Here is a 17,491-nt window from a genome sequence, read left to right as displayed (position 1 = left end):
CTGCAAGCGGTCGAAGCCGACCGCGACGAGGGCTTCGATCAGGGCCGCGCGGTCCTTGAAGCCGGGGGTGCATTCGACGTAATGGGACATGGGGGAACCTCCTTGCAGAGGGTGGTATCATGCTGGTCTGGTAAGCCACTGGAGGCTGTAGAGGAGGATCTGGTGTGCCGGACTATTTCACGCACTACTGGAATACGGCCACGTGCGAGTTTCAGCAGGCTGGGCGTCCGCTCCATCACACCGCGGGTAACGATTTCGCGCACAAGCATGTGGCGCCAGGGGACTATGTGTACGTCGTTAACATCCTGCGAGGCCGCTTACGGATCATCGGTCGGATGCAAGTTGCCCGAATCGTCAATTATGACGAGGCGTGTGAGCTGCTTGATTATGACCCATGGGACGCAGACGAGCACTGTCTCGCAGTCCCAGGTTCGGCGACGACTGTGAGGCTCGATCGGTTCGTGCCGATTGAGCTGGTTCGCCGCCTTCGATTCGCTCGTACAGATAACAGCATGGTGCCGTTAGCTTTCAGGGACCGCGACGCTGATTTGCTCGACCAGCAGACGCTACGGGCAGTGCGTCGGCTGACTCCACAGTCCGCAGCGCTGCTGGACGGAATCCTGGATCAGGAACAACCGCACTAATCCAGTACCACCCGCCGCTTCAGCCGCCCGGTCAGCGCCGACACGCTGCCCGGGTCGAGCAATTCCCGCTTGAGCGCCGTGCACGCCGCGCTGAGCTTCTGCGCCAGGTCCGGCTGCTCCTTGAGGGTTTCTCCGGTCAGGCCGAAGAGCTGGCTCTTCAGCTCGCCGAGCTGCGCGGCCGTCTCGCCGTCGCCAAAAATGTTCATCGCGTGGAAGTGCTCGATCTTCCGGCGGATGGCCTGCAGCGTCTTGCCGTGCACCTGGCCGCCGGCGTCGATCACCTGGTCGCAGAAGGCCGCGACTTCCTGCCGGAACGCGAGCACGTAGTCGGCCGCGAACTGCCGGCACTCGCGCGTCAGATTCTGCTTCATCTGGGCGAACTGCTCGCTGCGCAGCTTGCGGCGGGCCAACTCGGCCTCGATGTCGTCGACGGCGAGCGCGCTGGCCGCCCCGGCCACCTTGAAGGTGTGCCAGTCGAAGGCGAACTTGCGGCGCAGGGCCGCGGCCGGCGGGTAGGCGGCATCGGGCACGTCGGGATGCCGGAGCTGCCACTCGGAGCGGAGATCGGGGTACTGGGCGAGGAACTCCTCGACCGCCTGCTCGAACGCGGTCTTGAGGGCCGTGAGCCGGTCGATCAGCTCGGGCACGTGCTCCCAGGGCACGAAGTGGGCACCGGCCGCGGGGAACGGCCGGGAGTACTTCGCGAGCTGGTGGCGGGCCTGCTTTTCGAGCTGCTGGAAGAGCTTGCGGCCCTTCGCGGGGTCGATGAGTTCCTTGGAGCCGAGCGAGGCGATTGCCTTGCGCTCGAGCTCATGGGGTGCGAGGTGAAAGTCCTGGGGCTCGTTGCCGATGCGGCAGGACCAGTACGAGGTGCGGATGACGAACAGGCATCCCAGCTGGAAGAGGTGGATGGGCTGGTCGCCGTTGTTGGCGACGGGGTGATCCTGTGGGGCAGGCGCGGTGAGAGTGGACATGGGTGTCCTCCATTCAGGTAACGGGTTACACGTTGTGAGAAGCGCAAACGAAACGGTGTGGTCAGGGGCTCATGCCGCCGTACAGGCGGTAACTCGACGGCGAGCAGAATCGCAGGAGTGGCGACGTGGCGTCAGATCTTGTCGGGCATGGAAATGAGAGGCGGTCATGTGCGCCGGCGGACTCGTGGTCAATCGAGCCCACGCTCCTCGATTCCCGGGAAGCTGTAGATTGTCATGCGCTGGGCGCCGACCTCAAGCTGTTCGGTGCTGATCCGCAGCGCTACTGCGGCTTTGGCATCGCCCCATGCCCCATGAGGCGCGCAAGCCGATAAGGCAAGCCATGGTTCTCTGAGCCGCTTGGTGAGACGGGCGCGGTGCCATGTGTTGAAGTTCACAATCACAAATACGTCAGGAGAATGACGCACCGCACGGTCCATATCACCGCGAGTACAACCAGGCTGGCAGCAGCAGTGATGATCGCCCTCTCGCGAGTGAACAGCGAGCCCCCGAGAATCACCGGTGACGCAAGCGCTGCAGCCATCCCAAGCATGTCCATCGTCGCGCCGAACAAATAGCGCTTGCCGGGAATGCGGTAGAGCATGTCAGCGGTCGACAACCCCAGGAGCAACCACGCGGCCGCACAAACGAGCGTGACGCTGGCCTGAAAGGGGGTCCATAGCCGCTCGGCTCTCGATGCGTAACGTAGCGTTTCCGGCTCTTCGGTATGCTCTCTTCGCTCAAGCGCCATCGTTAAACCTCGATTGACTGCATTCTTGCGTGCGCAGTGTCGACGTCAAGCGGCACCACGTGAGATGGCGGGGGTGACAGCATTCAATGGCTCAAACCGTCACCCGCCGCTTGAGCGAACTCCCACCCACCGGCTATGCCGCGGCATGCCCATTCCCCGCCGGCTTGGTGTGGCTGTCGAGCCAGTGGGTCATCTCGGTGACGGCCTCGGGATCGGTCTTCGACAGTGGCCGGACCTCGGGGATCGCGGCCACAAGGGGAGTCGCTTCGACCATCGCGGTCAAGTACAAAGTACGGCATAATCCAATCCATGTGCGGCCGATACACGTTGATCTGCAGCGAGCGGGAACTGGTCGAAGTTTTCGATATAGCCCCGGGTGCGCACCAAGTCGCGTTGCCGCCCCGTTTCAACATTGCCCCTTCGCAGGACGTGCCTGTCATACGCATCATCAAGCAGGGTGTGGGCCGGGAGCTGCATCAGGTGCGCTGGGGGTTGGTTCCAAGCTGGGCCCGTGATCCGATGGTCGGCAACCGCATGATCAACGCCCGGTCCGAGACCGCGGCGCAGAAACCTTCGTTTCGCGCTGCACTGCGCGCGCGTCGCTGCCTGATCCCCTGCACCGGTTTCTATGAGTGGCAGCCGGTTGCTTCAAGGGTGGGCGCGCGGGGGCAGCGCAAACAGCCCTACTACATCTGCCGCCTCGACGGGGGCCTTTTGCCCCTCGCCGGATTGTGGGAGCGCTGGCAATCGTCCGTTGGCGAAGTGATTGAATCCTGTTCGATTCTGACAACCGAGGCGAACGCGCTGCTTCGACCACTGCACGATCGCATGCCCGTGATCCTCCCGCCGGAGCACTTCGCGCTGTGGCTGGATCCCGCTGAACAGGATGTACGGCTACTCGAGCCGCTGTTGAAGCCGTTACCCGAAGCGGGGCTGGTCGCCTACCCGGTGGGCTCGCAGGTGGGTAACCCGCGGAACAACGATCCTTCCTGTATCGAGCCGGTCGGCTGAAGCGATCGTCAACTCCCTGCGGGTTTGATTGGTGCTGGCCAGTCGGACATTCATCTCGCACCTGGTGCGATCGACCTGGATGGTGCTTCCACCCGGCAGAGGTGTCGCGGGCGGTTCCTACACCTTCCCAAGGCCCTGCCGATGAAACGTAATCATCAGCGGCCGCACATCATAAGTCAGCCACCCCAGCGAGCACTCCACAAAGCCAGCGCTTCGCAGGATGCTCCGCGTATCTGCGAGACCCAGTGAGCACCGCAGGCACCGGGACAGCCGTTCGCGAATGTCCTCCAGATCGACGTGTAACAGATACGTGGTCATGGGAGCACCTCTTGTCGCCCGGACCGCGCCCATCGTGGTCCGCCTTCGACAGAACAGACGGTCAGCCCGTGCCCGGCATTCAAACGCGTCGCGAAGCCCGGCGAAATTCCCCACCAGGCAAACTCGTTTCTGAGAAACCCGGCGGATAAACATGACACTCGTACCGGTGGGCGACTCGCAGTACTCGCCCGAGACGAGCCCGAACCTGCGCGTCTTCCCATGCTCTGGCTCAGGGCCCACAGGTCAAAAAGTCTGAGACTTTGAGACTTTGGCGCGCAACTCCTTTGCACACGCGAACTTGGCCAGTCTCAAAATGCTGTATTTCGCACTTTCGCAGAGACTGCCAACTCACGTTATGGCCTCGCTGAGGGCTCCGTCTCCGACGGCGCGGTAGCGCCGCGCCAAAACTCCTCCGGGTTCAGGCCGGCGCTGGCCAGCGCGTTGCGCCAGTTGGCGAAGTTTCGTAGGGCGGCCCGATAGAGCCCCGGATGCTCGGCGTAGACGGCCAAGGCGTTCATCTTCTTTCCGTCGCGGAGGCGCGCTAGCAAAGCGTCGACCACAATCTGCGCCGTCCAGCGCTGCCGGGCCGCTGGGTCTGGCGCTCCAGCGCCGGTTTCGGCGGATCGTGCGGGCACTGCCGCCGCGCGCGGCGCCGGCGTTCGGATGCCGGCGGACTCCAGCGCGGCGCGCCACGTGCCAAAAACCCGCTTGGCGGCCGCCGCGAGCGACGGCGGCTGTACCGTCGTACTGCCCAGTGGCGCGTTCTTCAGCGAGCGCTCCAAGATCGCCTGGATGACCGATTCGCGCGTCCAGGGCGGGGTGCGCTTCTGTACCACGAGCGTCACGCCAGCGGTCGCCACGGCCTTGGGCCAGCTGCCAAACTCGCGCTCGGCCGCCTTCATCAAGCCGCCATGCCGGCGCCGCAGTTCGTCCTGCCCCAGGCGCCGGCTTTGATGCGCAATGGCCACGATGACGGCGAGGATCTTCTCGCGCGGCCAACGCACCAGCGCCCGCACGCGCGCGGGGGAGATGCCCGCCGCCAACAGGGCGTGGTGCCACGAACCGAACAGCCGCCCGGCGGCCTGGTACAGCTTGGTCTCCACATCGTTGGAAGAGAGCCGGCGGCCGCGCGCTTCGTGGGCCAGCAACTCCCGGATGACACGTTCGCGCGTCCAAGTCTCCATAGCTACCCTCGTGCGTCCGCAATAATCGCCTCGAAGCGCGCGACGAGCGGCGCATGGTGCTGATCCAGGTGTGCGCGCACCACCGCGTTCGTCAGCAGCGATCGGGCGTAGATCGCCAGCCGCAGCAGGTCCACGGTGTACTGCTTGTAGAGCCGCGAGTAGAAATCGTGCTTCTGTTCCGCGTCAGTGAGCTTCTTCAGCAGGTCACTCTTGCGCTGGGACGCCTTGACCCAGGGATTGTGCTTGTGGCGACGCCGCGTGTCCCGCTGCCCCGGGGGCGTCTTCAGTATCAGACTCCGCGCAAACGCGACGCTGAAGTCCTTGTAGCCGTACATGGCCGTCAGGATCTCGTGCTGCCGGGCCGGCTTGACGTGCGTGAGCTCCATCGCGCACGTGCGCGTGATCGTCCCCGCGTCGTACGCGGTGGCCACTTCCGGGTGCAGTTGCTTGAGCAGCGTCTTCTTGATGCGATGGGTGATGGTGCCGATCCCGAGCGCCGCGGCGATGGACTGCTCGTCCAACTCCTCGAGCGACTTCTCGATCATCCGATGTTCCTGGATCGGCGAAACGCGATTCACCATACGATTGCCGGTGAATGCTTCCCGGCGTTCGGCCAGGATGCAGGGCACGACTTCGACGCCCATTTCCAGCAGGGCGCGATAGCGCTGCGCGCCGTCGATGATGACGAAGTCCTCCCCTTCGGGGTAGACGAGCAACGGCTCGATCAGGCCGATCGCCTTGATGCTGACGCGAATGCGGTCGAACTCCCGCTGCGTGACCTTACGTTCGCGCAGCGGCCGGAGTCGGATGATGGGGATGTCGCGGGCGGGTGTCATGTCCATGGGCGATCCTCGGCTTCACTGCGCGCCGACCCCGGCGTAGGTCCCTGCCAATTCGGGACGCTCGCTGAGCCCCTCGGCCTGGAGCAGCTCGACCAGGGCGGCATCCTTCCACAGCTGCGCCAGGCCGTCCAGCAGCACAAACAGTCGCGACTCCTTGTCCTGCGCCTCGCGCACGTAGGACTCTTTTGCCTGCGTGGCGTGCGCGATTTCGCTCGCCAGAGTCGTCACGGTGTATTCGGCGTTGCCGTTGTGGCCCTCCTTGCGCCGGCGGTCCAGACGTGAGTTGATGATCGCTCGGGCCTTGCCGAAATTCTGGCAGTTCACGATGCCGCGGTCGAACGCATCCATCAGCACGTTCTGGATGGCGGCGTCCTCCGTGCTGGCCACCAGCACCGCGAACGACATGGGGAACACTTCCTGCTCCACCCCCACAATCAGACGCTCCTCGCCGTTCTCCACCAGCTGGATGTACTGCCGGATGTACTCGACCGATCAACAGGCGACTTGGGCGATCTGCTCAAAGCTCCAGCCTTCGTCATGCAGCCGCTTCAGCTCGCGGGCAAACTCCATCGTGCCCGGCCGGCTCCGCGCCAGGTTCTCGACCAGCGACTCCAAATACGCCTGCTTGCGCGTGCAGGTGACGATCTCCGCCCGAATGTACGTGCGGCTGAGGCGCTGGTGGGCGATGAGCCGCCCTTCGCCGCAGATCAGCTCGTAGCGGCCGGTCTTGGCGAGGAACTTGTCGTTCACGCGAATGTCCTTGAGCTGGCCGTTGGCCTCGATGCTCTGGATGTTCATGGAGAACTGCTTCTCGTCGCGGTTTCGCGAGTTGATCACCTTGATCTTGTCGATCGGGATCAGCTCCCGGCGGCGGTCTTTCATCAGCAAAATGGCGGGGCTGGCGTCCATGTTCATCTCGCAAGCTGGAAGATCACGTCCAAGCCACGGTGGCCGTACAGGTCGAGCCGTGCCTCCGAAGTACTGAACAGCCGAATGCCGCGGCGCTCGACCAGCAACCGCGGCAGGGCCAGATAGCCGAGGATCTCAGGACCCTGCGGGCCGGACACCGGCACCCCCAGCGTGATATCCACGACCGCCCGTGCGTCCGGGCGAAAGTACCAGTAGTGGCTGTAGCCATGCGGCACGGGCATGGAGGGTTGGATCAGGACGGTGAACCGGCCGTTGAGCACGAGGAAATCATCGTAGGCCTCGACCTGGGTGACCAGGCGGCGCAGCTGGGCTTCTACATCCTCCTTCACGGCTCGCAGCGCGTCACCGAAGACTTGCTGGTAGGCCGCATCCAGAGATGAAAAGTGCTTTGCGTACGTCGTCGCCGCCGGCGTGTTGGGCGCCGCCCGCAGCAGCGCCGGCCGCACCTGCGCGTGCTCCGTGAGGACATTTCGCAGCCGGTCCAGCATGTACTCCGGCGTGTAGCGCAGGGTGGCCTGCGCGAGTAAGCGCTGCGCCTCGTCAAAAATCCCGCGCTCCACCAGGGGATCGAGCGCGCCGGGCGACTTGATCCATCGGTCTTTGGGGTTATGCCGCGTGGGCGTCTTCAGTTTCTGCGTGGTGCGGTTGTAGATGAGCGTGCCGACGTAGAGCTCGTTTAGCAGGATGTGGCGGACCTTCCCGCGGTCCCACTGGCCGCCGCCCGGCGAGCGCACGCCGTCGCGGTTCAGCTGCTCGGCGATGACCTGCATGCTCCGCAACGTCTGTGTGAACTCGCGAAAGATGCGCTGCACCGTCGCGACGTGGAGTTGCTCACCGGGGGCTAGCGTCACGCGCTGGTTCTGAATGCTCTTGCGCTGCCCCGGCGCCAGCGTCTGCACAGGGTGCCGCACCTCGTCCAGCAACAGGCGTCGCAGCGCGTACGGGGGCTTGCCACCGGCCCAGTAGCCCTGCTCGCTGATCTTGACGCAGCCGCGGAAGACCTTGTCGCTCAGCTCCTTGCTGTACTGCGCCGCGCGGAACCGCTCGAACTGGACGCAGACCTGATAGAAATGGTCGTTCGGCTTGGGCTTGCCCAGCGTTGTATAAATCACCTGCTTGCCGTGACGCTTGCACTCGGCGCTGTAGGTCGCCGACAGGTCGATGTCCTGGAAGCGGCCCCAGCGGCTCACGTCGAGGCACAGCACGAAGTCAAAATCGTGACGGGCCTTGACCCAATTCTCCATCATGTCGTTGAAGCCGTCGCGCCCCTCTGCGGTCAGGCCGGATTTGCCGCGATCGGCGAAGTCGTGCACGATCTCGACGCTGTTCTCCCGCGCCCACTGCTGCACCTGCTCCTGCTGGATGGCGACGGAATTCTCCTGCCGGTCCTGGGCGGAATGTCGGTAGTAGGCCACCGCACGAAAGCGTGGGACTGGCGCCGCGCCCGGCGCTTCGGGGCGTACCCACCACGGCAGTCGACTGCTTGCTGCTTGTTCCGACATGCATACCTCGCTGCACGCGCGGCATCGCGCTGTTGCTGCTACTCTGTTCGCGGGCGCCGCCCGCGTGTGATCGAGCATCGGGGAAAACGTCGCCGCGCTCTTGGCCGATCCGCTGTTCGCCCTGTAAAGGTCCGAACCGGCGTTACCCTACCTGGCGGTTGTGCTATCCCGGGGTGCAATTGTGTGCCATTTGCGTGCCATTCCGGTCACTCGCGACCGTTCAGAATCAGCCCATACCGGCCGCCGGTGCCGTGGATCGCAGCCGCCAGATCGTGCATCCCCGCGCGGTCGAAGCGCTGCCGTAGTCGATGAACGGCGCTGCGAATCGTGTCCCCGGATTTGACCCCCTGCTCCCAGACATCATGGAGGAGCTGGTCGGCGGAGATATACTGGTTCGGATGTCGGGCCAGGCGCGCCGCCAAGCGGAAGAGAACCGTGTGCCGCAGCGGACAGGTCCTGCCGCCCCACGACACCGTGAACGTGGAATCGTCGACGAGCGGGCGCGCGGCGCTCTGCGGCTCGTTCGTTGGCAGACGTCGCCCGCGAGCGGCCTGTGCGTCGAGTTCGCCACGGACCAGCGCGCGAATTTCGTTGGCGCAGATTGCGGCGGTCATGAGCGTTTCGGCCAGTTGCGTCGACAGCACGGCGAGACGTTGGAGCTTGTCAGCGTTCATGGCGGCCTCCAAAGCGGGCGGCTCCGGTCGGCGTCCCGGCCCAGATGCACCACAATGGCGCGCGGCATGTCGGTGGCCCGGAATGCGTCTAGCCGCCCGGCAGGCGCCAGCGTCATCCAAACGTGTCCGCTGAATGACCCGCATCTACGCGCCGGGTTTTCGGCATGTCATGCTGGGGGTCATGAGCAAGGCGAGGAAATCAGACGCGGCCGTACGCTGGCGTGAGCTTGTGCGCGGTCAGGCCGCGAGCGGGTTGTCGGTGGCGGCGTATTGCCGCCGGGTGCGGGTGCCGCCGTCCTCGTTCTATGCCTGGCGGCGGGAGTTGCGGGACGCAGACGCGCAGCGGAGCGACGCCATGACCTTTGCCGAGGTGCGGGTGGTTGCGCCGGTCGGTGCGCGGAACAGCTAGGACCGTGTGTCGGTGGCGGGCGCCACCCTCGAAGTGCGTCTGTCGGGTGGATACCACATTGTAGTGCAGCCGGGATTTGATCGGTCGACGCTGTTGGCGCTGGTCGCGGCGCTGGAGCGTGGCCACGGAGACCCGCTCCTGGGCAGGTGGACCTGTGATGCACCTGCCGTCGCTGGCACAGCTGGACCGTGCGACTCAGACGCGGAACTGGCTGTGCCTGGCAGAGCAGCAGATAAAGCGGATCGCGTTGCTGCGGAAGAACGCGCTCTTCGCGGGCTCGCCCCGCGGCGGCGAGACGGCCGCGATCCTCAGCACGCTCACCAGCACCTGCCGCCGGCACGACATCAACCCGCAGGCCTACCTCACGCAGTTCCTCGCCAACCTCCCCGACACGCCTGTCAGCCGGCTGGACGACTGGCTGCCGGACCATTGGAAGAAAACGTCAGCCACCCCACCCGCATCATCATCCCCCGCACAACCCTGACCGCCAACTCCGTCGCCGACAGCCGGGGCGCGGTTCGTCCAACGGACACGTTGTTCCATGCGTCGTGAGAGGGCCACGCGCCTTCCGCGAGTGACCGGCTCAGTCCCCGGCTGTGACGTGCGGTGCGCACAGCGCTGCATAAGCCCGAATGTTGCGGCGGCTGGCTACGCTCGGACGGGCACCCGGCGTCGCGGCCACACTCGGAATGCAACCACCACTACCAGGTACAGTGCGCCGGCCAGCAGGATCGTCGTCGCCCCCGGCGGTAGGTCGGGCACATAGCTGACCGCGAGCCCCGTTGTCGTCAGCCCCATGCACAGCAGTGTTGCGAGGACCATGAGCTGCCCGAGCGTCCGCACAAAGTGTCCCGCGATCGCGGCTGGTAGCGTCAGCAGGGCGATCACGAGCACGACGCCCACCACGGTGGTCAGGAGTACGACCGTCACGGCCGTCAACATCAGCAAAGTGATGTAGTAGGTCTCGACATTGATCCCGCGCAAGCGGGCGAATTCCTCGTCGAAGCATACGGCCTTGAACTGCTGGTAAAACAGCAGCCCGACGCCGACGACCAGTACGTCGAGCCCGACTAGCAGCCACAGGTCGGACTTCTGTACCAGCAGCGCGCTGCCAAAAAGGTAGTTGGTCAGATCCTGCTGGTAGCCCGGCGTCAGCGCCATGAATACGACACCGATCGCCATGCCCACGGCCCAGAGGGCCCCGATCACCGTGTCCTCCCGCTGCCGGGCCCGCATGCTGACGAATCCGATGATCGCCGCCGCAAGGAGCGCGGCTACGAAAGCGCCGTAGAGCGGGTTCAGCCATTCCCAGCCCTGCGTAACCTGCAGGTAGTACGCGGCCCCGAGCCCCCCGAGAATGCAGTGCGCGATGCCGCCGGCCATGTAGGAAATGCGCCGTACCACCACGTAGCTGCCGATGATCCCGCACGCCACGCTGGCGAGCAGGCCGCTTAACAGCGCCGTTTGCAGGAAGGCGTATCTCGGCAGGTGTTCGAAGAATTCCAGCATGCCCGGGGGCCTTTCCTGCTGAGATTAATGCCGGTGGCCGTGGTCGTGGTCCGCATGATAGTGATGCACGAGCTGCACCCCCGGGCCATAGAGCGCCCGGATGGAATCACCGGTGACTTCCTCCGCCCGGTGCAGAACCGCCGTGCGGTTGACGCAGATCACCGTGCGTACATGCCGGGCGACGAAGCCCACGTCGTGCGATACGAGCACGATCGTCAGCCGCCGGTTGAGCTGGGTCAGCAACTGGGTCATGTCGTCCTGCACGAGCGGATCGAGATTCGCGGTCGGCTCGTCGAGCAGCAGCAGCTCGGGGTTGCAGGCGAGGGCCCGGGCGATCAGGACACGCTGTCGCTGGCCGCCGGAAAGCGCTGCAAAAGGTCGCCGCGCGAACTCAGCCATTCCGACCTCGCGCAGGGCTTCGTCCGCGCGGGCCACCGCCCGTCCGAAGAACGGTCCCAGGTGCCAGTTGTGCAGCAGGCCCATGCGGACCACATCGCGTACAAGGGCGGGGAACTGTGGATCGAGTTGCGTGTATTGCGGCATGTAGCCGATGCGTCGCCGCGCCGCGATTGGTGGCCGCCCGAACAGATGCACCGCGCCGCTTTGCGGTTGCAGCAAACCCAGCATGAGGCGCAGCAGGGTGGTCTTGCCGCCGCCGTTGGGGCCGACGATACAGGCGAAGTCTCCCGGCGCGAGCGCGAACGAAACATCCTGCACGACCGGCACGGCGCCGTAAGCAAACGAAACGTTTTGTAATTTGACGACCGGTGCTGCAGTCACCAGGGGACTGGTCCTTTCCACGGCGGGGTGGTCTCCGGTGCATCCTGCCATCGCGGCGGTGTCGCTCACGTGTGCGGGGCACCTAATCCTTTTCCACCACGGGGGACTCAAACTTGTCGCGGATCTTCAGCGTGATGCTCCGCAAATTCACCAGGTAGTCGCGCGCAAGTGGGTCCAGTGTAACGACGACACCGTCAATGGCGTCCGCCACGGCCTTGGCCGAACGCGGTGAAAACTGCGGTTCCACGAAGATCACCTTGACGCCCGCCGCGCGGGCCCGGTCAATCAGCATCGCAAGCTGCCGCGAGGACGGTTGCTTGCCATCCACCTCGACGGGCACCTGCTTCAGTCCGAACTCGTCCAGGAAGTATCCGTACGCCGGGTGGAAGACGAAGACCTCTCGCCCCTTGAACGGTTGCAGCACCGCGGCGATCTCAGCATGCACGGCATCGAGGTCACGCTCGAAGGCGGCCAGATTCAGTTTATACAATTCCGCCCGCGCCCCGTCCGCGGCGCTCAGGGCTTCCGTGATCGTCTGCGCCTGAATCTTCACCAGCCGCGGATTCATCCAGATATGGGGATCGGGTGCGCCGCTGAAGTGATCGTGCACCGCCCCGTCGCCGTGCTCATGCCGGCCGCGCGGGGCCTGCTCGTGCCCGTGGTCGCAGTCGGCATGCAGTTCGGCGGCCGTCATGCGTCGCAGGGCGATACCGCGGCGTGTATCCACGAACTCCATGTTCTTGAACATGCCCCTGAGCTTCGGCACCAACGCCCGTTCGACCTCGATGCCGATTGTGAAATAGAGCTGCGAAGCTTCGAGTGCGGCGACTTGGCGCGGCGTCGGCTCGTACGCGTGCGGGGATTGGCCCGGGCCGACGACGACGGTGACCTCGACATGTTCGCCGCCGATACGTTCCACGAAGTACGCCTGCGGGGCAATGGTGACCGCCACCTTCAGCCGGGCGGGGCGGGTTGTGTCCTGCGCGTGTCCTGGGACCGGTGCGCTCAGCGCGAGCAGCGTTGCCCAGCCGGCGGCCCATCCTGCCAGTGTTCGAATGGATTCCACGATGGCTTTCTCCAGTGCAGGGTGGTCAGTCACGGTGTACCGTGGGTGACGGTGGTGTCGGGTTCCGTGGTGCCGGGGCAGACGAGGTGAATCTCGTGGCAGTCCCCACACTCGCGGAGCTTGTGCGTTTCGGTGAATGAGTCCCAGTGCCGCTTCTGATTCGGTGTCAGCACCCCGGAGCCGTGACAGAGCGGACAACTATTGTCGAGCGCGGCGAGGATCGCTTCGCGGATAAACTCCGAGCGGTTGGGAATGTTCTTCAGGGCGTCGAGCAACGCGCTGTCGGCCTTGAAGGTAATCACCGCTTCTTTCTGATGGTGCGGGGAAGGCATAGTGATTCCTCGTCCGGCGGCCGAATCCTGGCCGCACGAACATTGTATTACACAGTATTACGATTATACCAGCGAATTTCTACAGCGGGGGGGGCCGGTGGATCACTACTGAGCGGCTGTCCGGATAGGGCTGGGCGAGGTTCCTGGGGTCGAATAGGTCGCCTGTTCGCCGGGTCGTGGATGGGCAGCGCTTTGACAGCATTCATCGCAGCGACCGTAGAGGACGATGTTGTGATCCTCGACCACGAAGCCGCTCGGAACAACGTCGGTGAGGAGGTCGGCCCGGCAGACCGTCCGGAATGCGCGCTGGCAATCCTTGCAGAAGAAATGGTGCTGGTTCCGGGTGGTTGCCAGCTCGTACCGGGGTGAAACTCCCGGCAACCGTACAATGCGAAGCCAATTCTCTTGTGTCAGCAATTTCAGGGTCCGGTAGACCGTGGCGATGCCCAAGCTGGACCGCACACGCTGGGCCTCCGCCAGGACCTCCTGCGTCGACAAGGGACGCGTGGCGCGCTTGAAGATCTCGCGGATGATGCGGCGCTGGGTGGTGTTGCGGACAGGCACCGGGGGCTCCTGAGGATCCGGACCAGAATTGCTAAGCCACTCTCAGTATGGTCGCAGAATTGCACCCGTGTCCACTAAACGGGTCATATTCTCCTTTTTTCAAAAGGTGATTGCTATGATTGAAAACGGGTTTGCGCGCGGGACTTGGCGGGAGCCCGTGGCGTGATCCGATCGGTGCAGGACTGCCACCGGGAACGTTTCGGAGCGGTATAACAGGGGCAGTGACCGGGTGGTTCGGGTTTCGTCGTGGTCAGGCCCACCGGGCACGTGGGAGCGAGCATGCGCACGTACGCCTTCTCAGCGAAACGCGTCGGCTGTGTCGTGGTGGCGATGACGCTGTTGGTCCTGGGGGTAGGTTGCCGACCACTCGGGCCCGATACGCCCACCATGCAACGGATCGAATCGGCGGCGTTCATCATCGAATTCCCCAACCAGCGTCTGGACCTGCTGAAACGCATCGCACGGCAGCCGGACTTGCTGCCGCACGAGCAGATCTATCTCGTGAACACAATCATGCCGATCGGGTTCAGTTCCGATCGAGCGGATGCACTGCTGAACCTGATCGAGAACCCGTGCTGTACCCCGGAGACGATGGCCCACATCCGGCGCTCCCTCAAGATCACGCGAATGTTCGGGAAAGACATCGAACGCGTATTGCGGGCCCTTGATCAAGCCGAAGACCGCACGCGCACCTGAGCCCTCGGCCCCCGTTGCCGCAACGGCTGCTTTGGAATAACGTCCGAGCCATGAACCTCGGCGGCAAGTTTCTCGTGATCGACGGTCCGGATGGCTCCGGAAAAGGCACGCAGCTTGATCGGCTGGCCCGCTGGGTCGGTACCCAGGGGGGCACGCCGCGGCGGGCCCGCGATCCCGGCGGAACGGAGATCGGCGACCGTATTCGGCACGTGCTGTTGGGCTTCGACCTCAGCCAGATGGACCCGCGTTGTGAGGCCCTTCTCTTCATGGCCTCACGGGCGCAATTGCTGGCGGAGATCGTACGGCCGGCGTTGCAGGCCGGTGAAACGGTGGTGTGTGACCGTTTTATCTCGGCGACCTGTGCGTACCAGGGTGCGATCGGCGTGCCGGCGGGGGATATCGTCGCCCTGGGTCGGTTGGCGGTAGAGGATACCTGGCCGGATTTGACCATCGTGCTGGATGTGCCGCCGGAGATTGGTTTCGGGAGGACGGGGCGGAAGCCGCATCACGTCGCGCGCCGCGGGGATGTGGGACAGCTCAGCATTTTCGAAGGGGCGACGGCCGATGCGATGGAGCGCCGGCCGCTGGAGTACCACCGGCGCGTTCGGGAGCTGTTTCTCGAGTTGCCGCGGTTGTACCCGGCGCCGGTGGTGATCATTGACGGACAGCGTGACGAAGCGGCTGTCTGGGCGGATGTGGAACAGGCGGTGTGCCGTGCGCTGGGCTGATGTTTGTCACCAGGACCGGGCGGTATCTATCCTGCGGCGCGCCCTCGCCAGCGGACGTACACATCACGCCTACCTCTTTGCGGGGCCGGAGGGCGTGGGGAAGGAACTGACGGCGCGCGTGCTCGTCGCGCGGCTGCTGTGCCTCGCGGACGGACTCGCGGCCGATGGGGATGCCTGCGGCACCTGTGTCTCGTGCCGGATGCTGGCCAGTGGCAATCACCCCGACTTCCACCTGATCCACCGGCGGCTGCACAAGGTGCATTCGGATCCGGCCGTGCGGCGGAAGAAGGGGCTTGGTCTCGGGATCGAAGTCATCCGGGAGTTTCTTCTGACCCCGGCGACACTGAAACCGAGCCAGAGTCGGCGGCGGGTGTTCCTGATTTGCGAAGCCGAGTTGATGAACGAGCACGCGGAAAACGCGCTGCTGAAGACACTGGAGGAACCGCCGGGAGCGGCCTGCCTGATCCTGCTGACAACGTCCGCGAGCCGCCTGCTGGCGACGATTCGGTCGCGTTGCCAGCAAGTGCCCTTCGATCTGTTGCCGCAGGCGTACGTGGCGGAGGAGTTCGTGCGGCGACTAGGGCTCGCATCAGATGAAGCTCTGTCGTTGGCCCGGTTGTGTGGCGGGCGGCTGGGCGTCGGATTGCGGTGGCATGCTGCGGGATTGCTGGCGGCAGTGACGGCGGTGGGGGCGGCGGTCGCCGATGCGACGCAGGAGCGGCCGGAGGTTTTCGCGAAGCGGCTGCTGGCCGTGGCGACGGAACTGGGGGCGGCGTTACAGCAGCAAGTGGAGGTTGAGCAGGGGGCTACCGCAGTGGAACTGACCCCTGAAGGCGAAGACGAGGCCGAGGATAGTACTCCGGACAGCGAAGAGCGCACCGGTTCGCGAAAGGGCGGTGAGAAAACGTCGACGGATGTGCTCCGGAGCGGACTCAAGCTGGTGCTGGCGCTGGTAGCAGCGGTCTACCGGGATGGGCTCTGCACGGCCGCCGGTGCGGCGGAGCTACGCGTCTTGCCGGGTCTCGTGGAGTTGAGCGGCCGCCTTGCCGAGGGCTCGAAGGAGCGTTTACAGCAGGTGATCGAGGGCGTCAACGAGGCGGAGTTGATGGTAGATCGGAATGTGGCGCCGCAATTGGCGTGCGAACGGCTCGGGGTGGTGTTACGGGGTGAGGCACAGGTCCCAAGTGTCTAGCTGCCGAGCGGTCCTGCTGAAAGCGTTGTCTTCCAGGGCCGAAAATGCTGGATACGGCCGAAGTTGGCGGACGTTTGCCGGGGTAAAAACAGTGGATTTCCACAGTACTTGCCGGATCGCGTGAAAAAACGGGGGGGACTCCAGTCGCTGACGGGGTTTTATTGCTCACCGTGCGCGTGTGCCGGAATTTCTTGCCGGGTCATTTGACGAAGCGTATACTTCCCCCAGCTCCCCAACGCAGAAGCGCTCGGTTGTTGTAGCTGGGATCTCCGACCGGGCGCCCGATTCCGAGAACCGAAGGCATTGCGCGACGCTGGGATGGCGTGCGCCGTGCGGACACGCATGCTGGCACCTGCTTCGCTGCGCCCCGCTGCGAGGTCGGACCCGCATGGGATCGGATGGGTGAAGCGATGCCTCCACGTGACGCGGAAGCGGTGAGTAGCAGCAACCTGCGGAAGCTCAAGCCCCTGGCCAAGCTGCCGGCCAACGCCGTGCAGCAGACGCTGACGCCGGGCGAACTGCGGCTCCTCAAGCATGTCCTGAGTGAATCGATTGAGTTTGTCGGCCACCCGCTGTTACAGGGGCCCGAAGGAGACAACCTGCTGTTGCGGCCGCTTCCGGCCGCTCGGAACGACGACAGCGGGGTCTACGGACTCGACGGCGCTGGTGAGATCATCACGAATCTCGAGCGCGAGACGTTCCTCTTCCTGAGATTCAACTACTGCCGGAAGAAGCTGTTTGGGGTATTGGAGGGCTTTGCCGGCCGGCGACTCACGGCGGATGGCGTGCGAGATGTGCTGCACTGGTACGGGGCAGTGGTCGAAGTGCGCGGCGAGATCGTGCGTGAGAATCTGCCGCTCGTACTAGCTATGGCGAAACGCACGCGGATCACCGGCGTGGACGTGACGGATCTGATCAGTGAGGGCAATCTCGCACTGATGCGCGCGGTGGACAAGTTCGACAGTGCCAGGGGCTACCGCTTCAGCACGTATGCCTGCCGGGCGATTTTGAAGAGCTTTTCACGCGTGGCGTCGCGGGCGGCGCGGCACCGGTTGCGGTTTCCGACGGAGTTTGATCCCGCGCTGGAGCGCAGCGACCTGATGGAGCGGTCGCGGATCGCGACGGAAAATGACTGCGTGCAGGAACTCCGCGCCATTCTGCAGCACAACGACGCGCTGCTCAGCGAGGTGGAACGGACCGTCATTCTCGCACGCTTTGCGCTCGATAGCGATGCGGACACGCGCAAGGCGAAGACTTTGGAGCAGGTCGGCTCGATGATCGGTGTGACGAAGGAGCGTGTGCGTCAGATCCAGAACAAGGCGCTGGGCAAACTGCGTCTGGCGCTGGAACAGGCGGCCTTCGCGTAACCCGCCTGGCCCCCGACACCC

At 64.6% G+C, this 17,491-nt stretch carries 24 protein-coding genes; 8 read left to right on the top strand and 16 right to left on the bottom strand.

Features of this window, described 5'->3' with window-relative positions:
* Positions 1 to 164 precede the first annotated feature (164 nt).
* Positions 165 to 644, top strand: a complete 480-nt coding sequence (locus tag IPM18_00880; GenBank protein ID MBK9118153.1) for a hypothetical protein — start codon at positions 165 to 167, stop codon at positions 642 to 644.
* On the opposite strand, the gene IPM18_00875 is transcribed toward IPM18_00880, so the two are convergent.
* The 4 genes from IPM18_00875 to IPM18_00860 form a co-directional block, all read right to left on the bottom strand.
* Entirely contained in the window at positions 641 to 1,618 is a 978-nt protein-coding gene (locus IPM18_00875) for a hypothetical protein (GenBank protein ID MBK9118152.1), read from the bottom strand. The two genes, IPM18_00880 and IPM18_00875, sit on opposite strands and share 4 nt — an antisense overlap.
* A 188-nt stretch (positions 1,619 to 1,806) precedes the next feature.
* Complete coding sequence (locus IPM18_00870) at positions 1,807 to 2,043, bottom strand: hypothetical protein (protein MBK9118151.1); 237 nt, start codon at positions 2,041 to 2,043, stop codon at positions 1,807 to 1,809.
* Entirely contained in the window at positions 2,016 to 2,366 is a 351-nt protein-coding gene (locus IPM18_00865; GenBank protein MBK9118150.1) for a hypothetical protein, read from the bottom strand. The genes IPM18_00870 and IPM18_00865 overlap by 28 nt, the downstream gene beginning before the upstream one ends.
* A gap of 133 nt (positions 2,367 to 2,499) precedes the next feature.
* Positions 2,500 to 2,655: a hypothetical protein gene (locus IPM18_00860; GenBank protein ID MBK9118149.1), complete on the bottom strand. Its 156-nt coding sequence runs from the start codon at positions 2,653 to 2,655 to the stop codon at positions 2,500 to 2,502.
* Between the two features lie 20 nt (positions 2,656 to 2,675).
* On the opposite strand from IPM18_00860, the gene IPM18_00855 reads away from it, so the two are divergent.
* Entirely contained in the window at positions 2,676 to 3,377 is a 702-nt protein-coding gene (locus IPM18_00855; GenBank protein MBK9118148.1) for an SOS response-associated peptidase, read from the top strand.
* 117 nt (positions 3,378 to 3,494) lie between these two features.
* Here the strand turns inward: IPM18_00855 and IPM18_00850 are convergent, their stop codons facing one another.
* The 7 genes from IPM18_00850 to IPM18_00820 form a co-directional block, all read right to left on the bottom strand.
* Entirely contained in the window at positions 3,495 to 3,695 is a 201-nt protein-coding gene (locus tag IPM18_00850) for a hypothetical protein (GenBank protein ID MBK9118147.1), read from the bottom strand.
* A 353-nt stretch (positions 3,696 to 4,048) separates the two neighbouring features.
* A complete protein-coding gene (locus IPM18_00845) occupies positions 4,049 to 4,879 on the bottom strand; it encodes a hypothetical protein (GenBank protein ID MBK9118146.1) in 831 nt (276 codons plus the stop codon).
* A gap of 2 nt (positions 4,880 to 4,881) precedes the next feature.
* Entirely contained in the window at positions 4,882 to 5,721 is an 840-nt protein-coding gene (locus tag IPM18_00840) for a ParB N-terminal domain-containing protein (GenBank protein MBK9118145.1), read from the bottom strand.
* Between the two features lie 15 nt (positions 5,722 to 5,736).
* Positions 5,737 to 6,126 (bottom strand): hypothetical protein, encoded by a 390-nt coding sequence (locus IPM18_00835; protein MBK9118144.1) that lies wholly within the window; start codon positions 6,124 to 6,126, stop codon positions 5,737 to 5,739.
* Positions 6,127 to 6,213: 87 nt separating this feature from the next.
* On the bottom strand, positions 6,214 to 6,630 hold the full coding sequence (locus IPM18_00830; GenBank protein ID MBK9118143.1) for a ParB N-terminal domain-containing protein: 417 nt from the start codon (positions 6,628 to 6,630) through the stop codon (positions 6,214 to 6,216).
* Positions 6,631 to 6,632: 2 nt separating this feature from the next.
* Positions 6,633 to 8,153 carry a recombinase family protein gene (locus IPM18_00825; protein ID MBK9118142.1) on the bottom strand — a complete coding sequence of 507 codons (1,521 nt, stop codon included), beginning with the start codon at positions 8,151 to 8,153 and terminating at the stop codon, positions 6,633 to 6,635.
* A gap of 206 nt (positions 8,154 to 8,359) precedes the next feature.
* The gene (locus IPM18_00820; protein ID MBK9118141.1) at positions 8,360 to 8,827 is read right to left on the bottom strand and encodes a winged helix-turn-helix transcriptional regulator; all 468 of its coding nucleotides are present in this window, start codon (positions 8,825 to 8,827) and stop codon (positions 8,360 to 8,362) included.
* A gap of 133 nt (positions 8,828 to 8,960) precedes the next feature.
* On the opposite strand from IPM18_00820, the gene IPM18_00815 reads away from it, so the two are divergent.
* Complete coding sequence (locus IPM18_00815; GenBank protein ID MBK9118140.1) at positions 8,961 to 9,236, top strand: transposase; 276 nt, start codon at positions 8,961 to 8,963, stop codon at positions 9,234 to 9,236.
* A 157-nt stretch (positions 9,237 to 9,393) separates the two neighbouring features.
* Positions 9,394 to 9,720, top strand: a complete 327-nt coding sequence (locus IPM18_00810; GenBank protein ID MBK9118139.1) for a transposase domain-containing protein — start codon at positions 9,394 to 9,396, stop codon at positions 9,718 to 9,720.
* Between the two features lie 164 nt (positions 9,721 to 9,884).
* Here IPM18_00810 and IPM18_00805 read toward each other — a convergent pair whose 3' ends face one another.
* From IPM18_00805 to IPM18_00785, 5 genes are all read right to left on the bottom strand, one after another.
* A complete protein-coding gene (locus IPM18_00805) occupies positions 9,885 to 10,745 on the bottom strand; it encodes a metal ABC transporter permease (protein ID MBK9118138.1) in 861 nt (286 codons plus the stop codon).
* A 24-nt stretch (positions 10,746 to 10,769) separates the two neighbouring features.
* Positions 10,770 to 11,576 (bottom strand): ABC transporter ATP-binding protein, encoded by an 807-nt coding sequence (locus IPM18_00800; protein MBK9118137.1) that lies wholly within the window; start codon positions 11,574 to 11,576, stop codon positions 10,770 to 10,772.
* Between the two features lie 31 nt (positions 11,577 to 11,607).
* Positions 11,608 to 12,591: a zinc ABC transporter substrate-binding protein gene (locus IPM18_00795; GenBank protein ID MBK9118136.1), complete on the bottom strand. Its 984-nt coding sequence runs from the start codon at positions 12,589 to 12,591 to the stop codon at positions 11,608 to 11,610.
* Between the two features lie 29 nt (positions 12,592 to 12,620).
* A complete protein-coding gene (locus tag IPM18_00790) occupies positions 12,621 to 12,923 on the bottom strand; it encodes a CopG family transcriptional regulator (GenBank protein MBK9118135.1) in 303 nt (100 codons plus the stop codon).
* Between the two features lie 105 nt (positions 12,924 to 13,028).
* Positions 13,029 to 13,487, bottom strand: coding sequence for a transcriptional repressor (locus IPM18_00785; GenBank protein MBK9118134.1), 459 nt, complete (start codon positions 13,485 to 13,487; stop codon positions 13,029 to 13,031).
* Positions 13,488 to 13,766: 279 nt separating this feature from the next.
* Between IPM18_00785 and IPM18_00780 the strand changes: the two genes are divergently transcribed.
* The 4 genes from IPM18_00780 (at position 13,767) to IPM18_00765 (ending at position 17,470) form a co-directional block, all read left to right on the top strand.
* The gene (locus tag IPM18_00780; protein MBK9118133.1) at positions 13,767 to 14,183 is read left to right on the top strand and encodes a hypothetical protein; all 417 of its coding nucleotides are present in this window, start codon (positions 13,767 to 13,769) and stop codon (positions 14,181 to 14,183) included.
* Between the two features lie 50 nt (positions 14,184 to 14,233).
* Positions 14,234 to 14,911 carry a dTMP kinase gene (gene tmk, locus IPM18_00775; GenBank protein MBK9118132.1) on the top strand — a complete coding sequence of 226 codons (678 nt, stop codon included), beginning with the start codon at positions 14,234 to 14,236 and terminating at the stop codon, positions 14,909 to 14,911.
* Positions 14,898 to 16,103 carry a DNA polymerase III subunit gene (locus IPM18_00770; GenBank protein ID MBK9118131.1) on the top strand — a complete coding sequence of 402 codons (1,206 nt, stop codon included), beginning with the start codon at positions 14,898 to 14,900 and terminating at the stop codon, positions 16,101 to 16,103. Before tmk ends, IPM18_00770 begins: the two co-directional genes overlap by 14 nt.
* 410 nt (positions 16,104 to 16,513) lie before the next feature.
* Complete coding sequence (locus IPM18_00765; protein ID MBK9118130.1) at positions 16,514 to 17,470, top strand: sigma-70 family RNA polymerase sigma factor; 957 nt, start codon at positions 16,514 to 16,516, stop codon at positions 17,468 to 17,470.
* Positions 17,471 to 17,491 lie beyond the last annotated feature (21 nt).

Source organism: Phycisphaerales bacterium (assembly GCA_016716475.1).
GTDB lineage: Bacteria > Planctomycetota > Phycisphaerae > UBA1845 > Fen-1342 > JADJWG01.
This window is presented reverse-complemented; position numbering and strand designations above follow the sequence as displayed.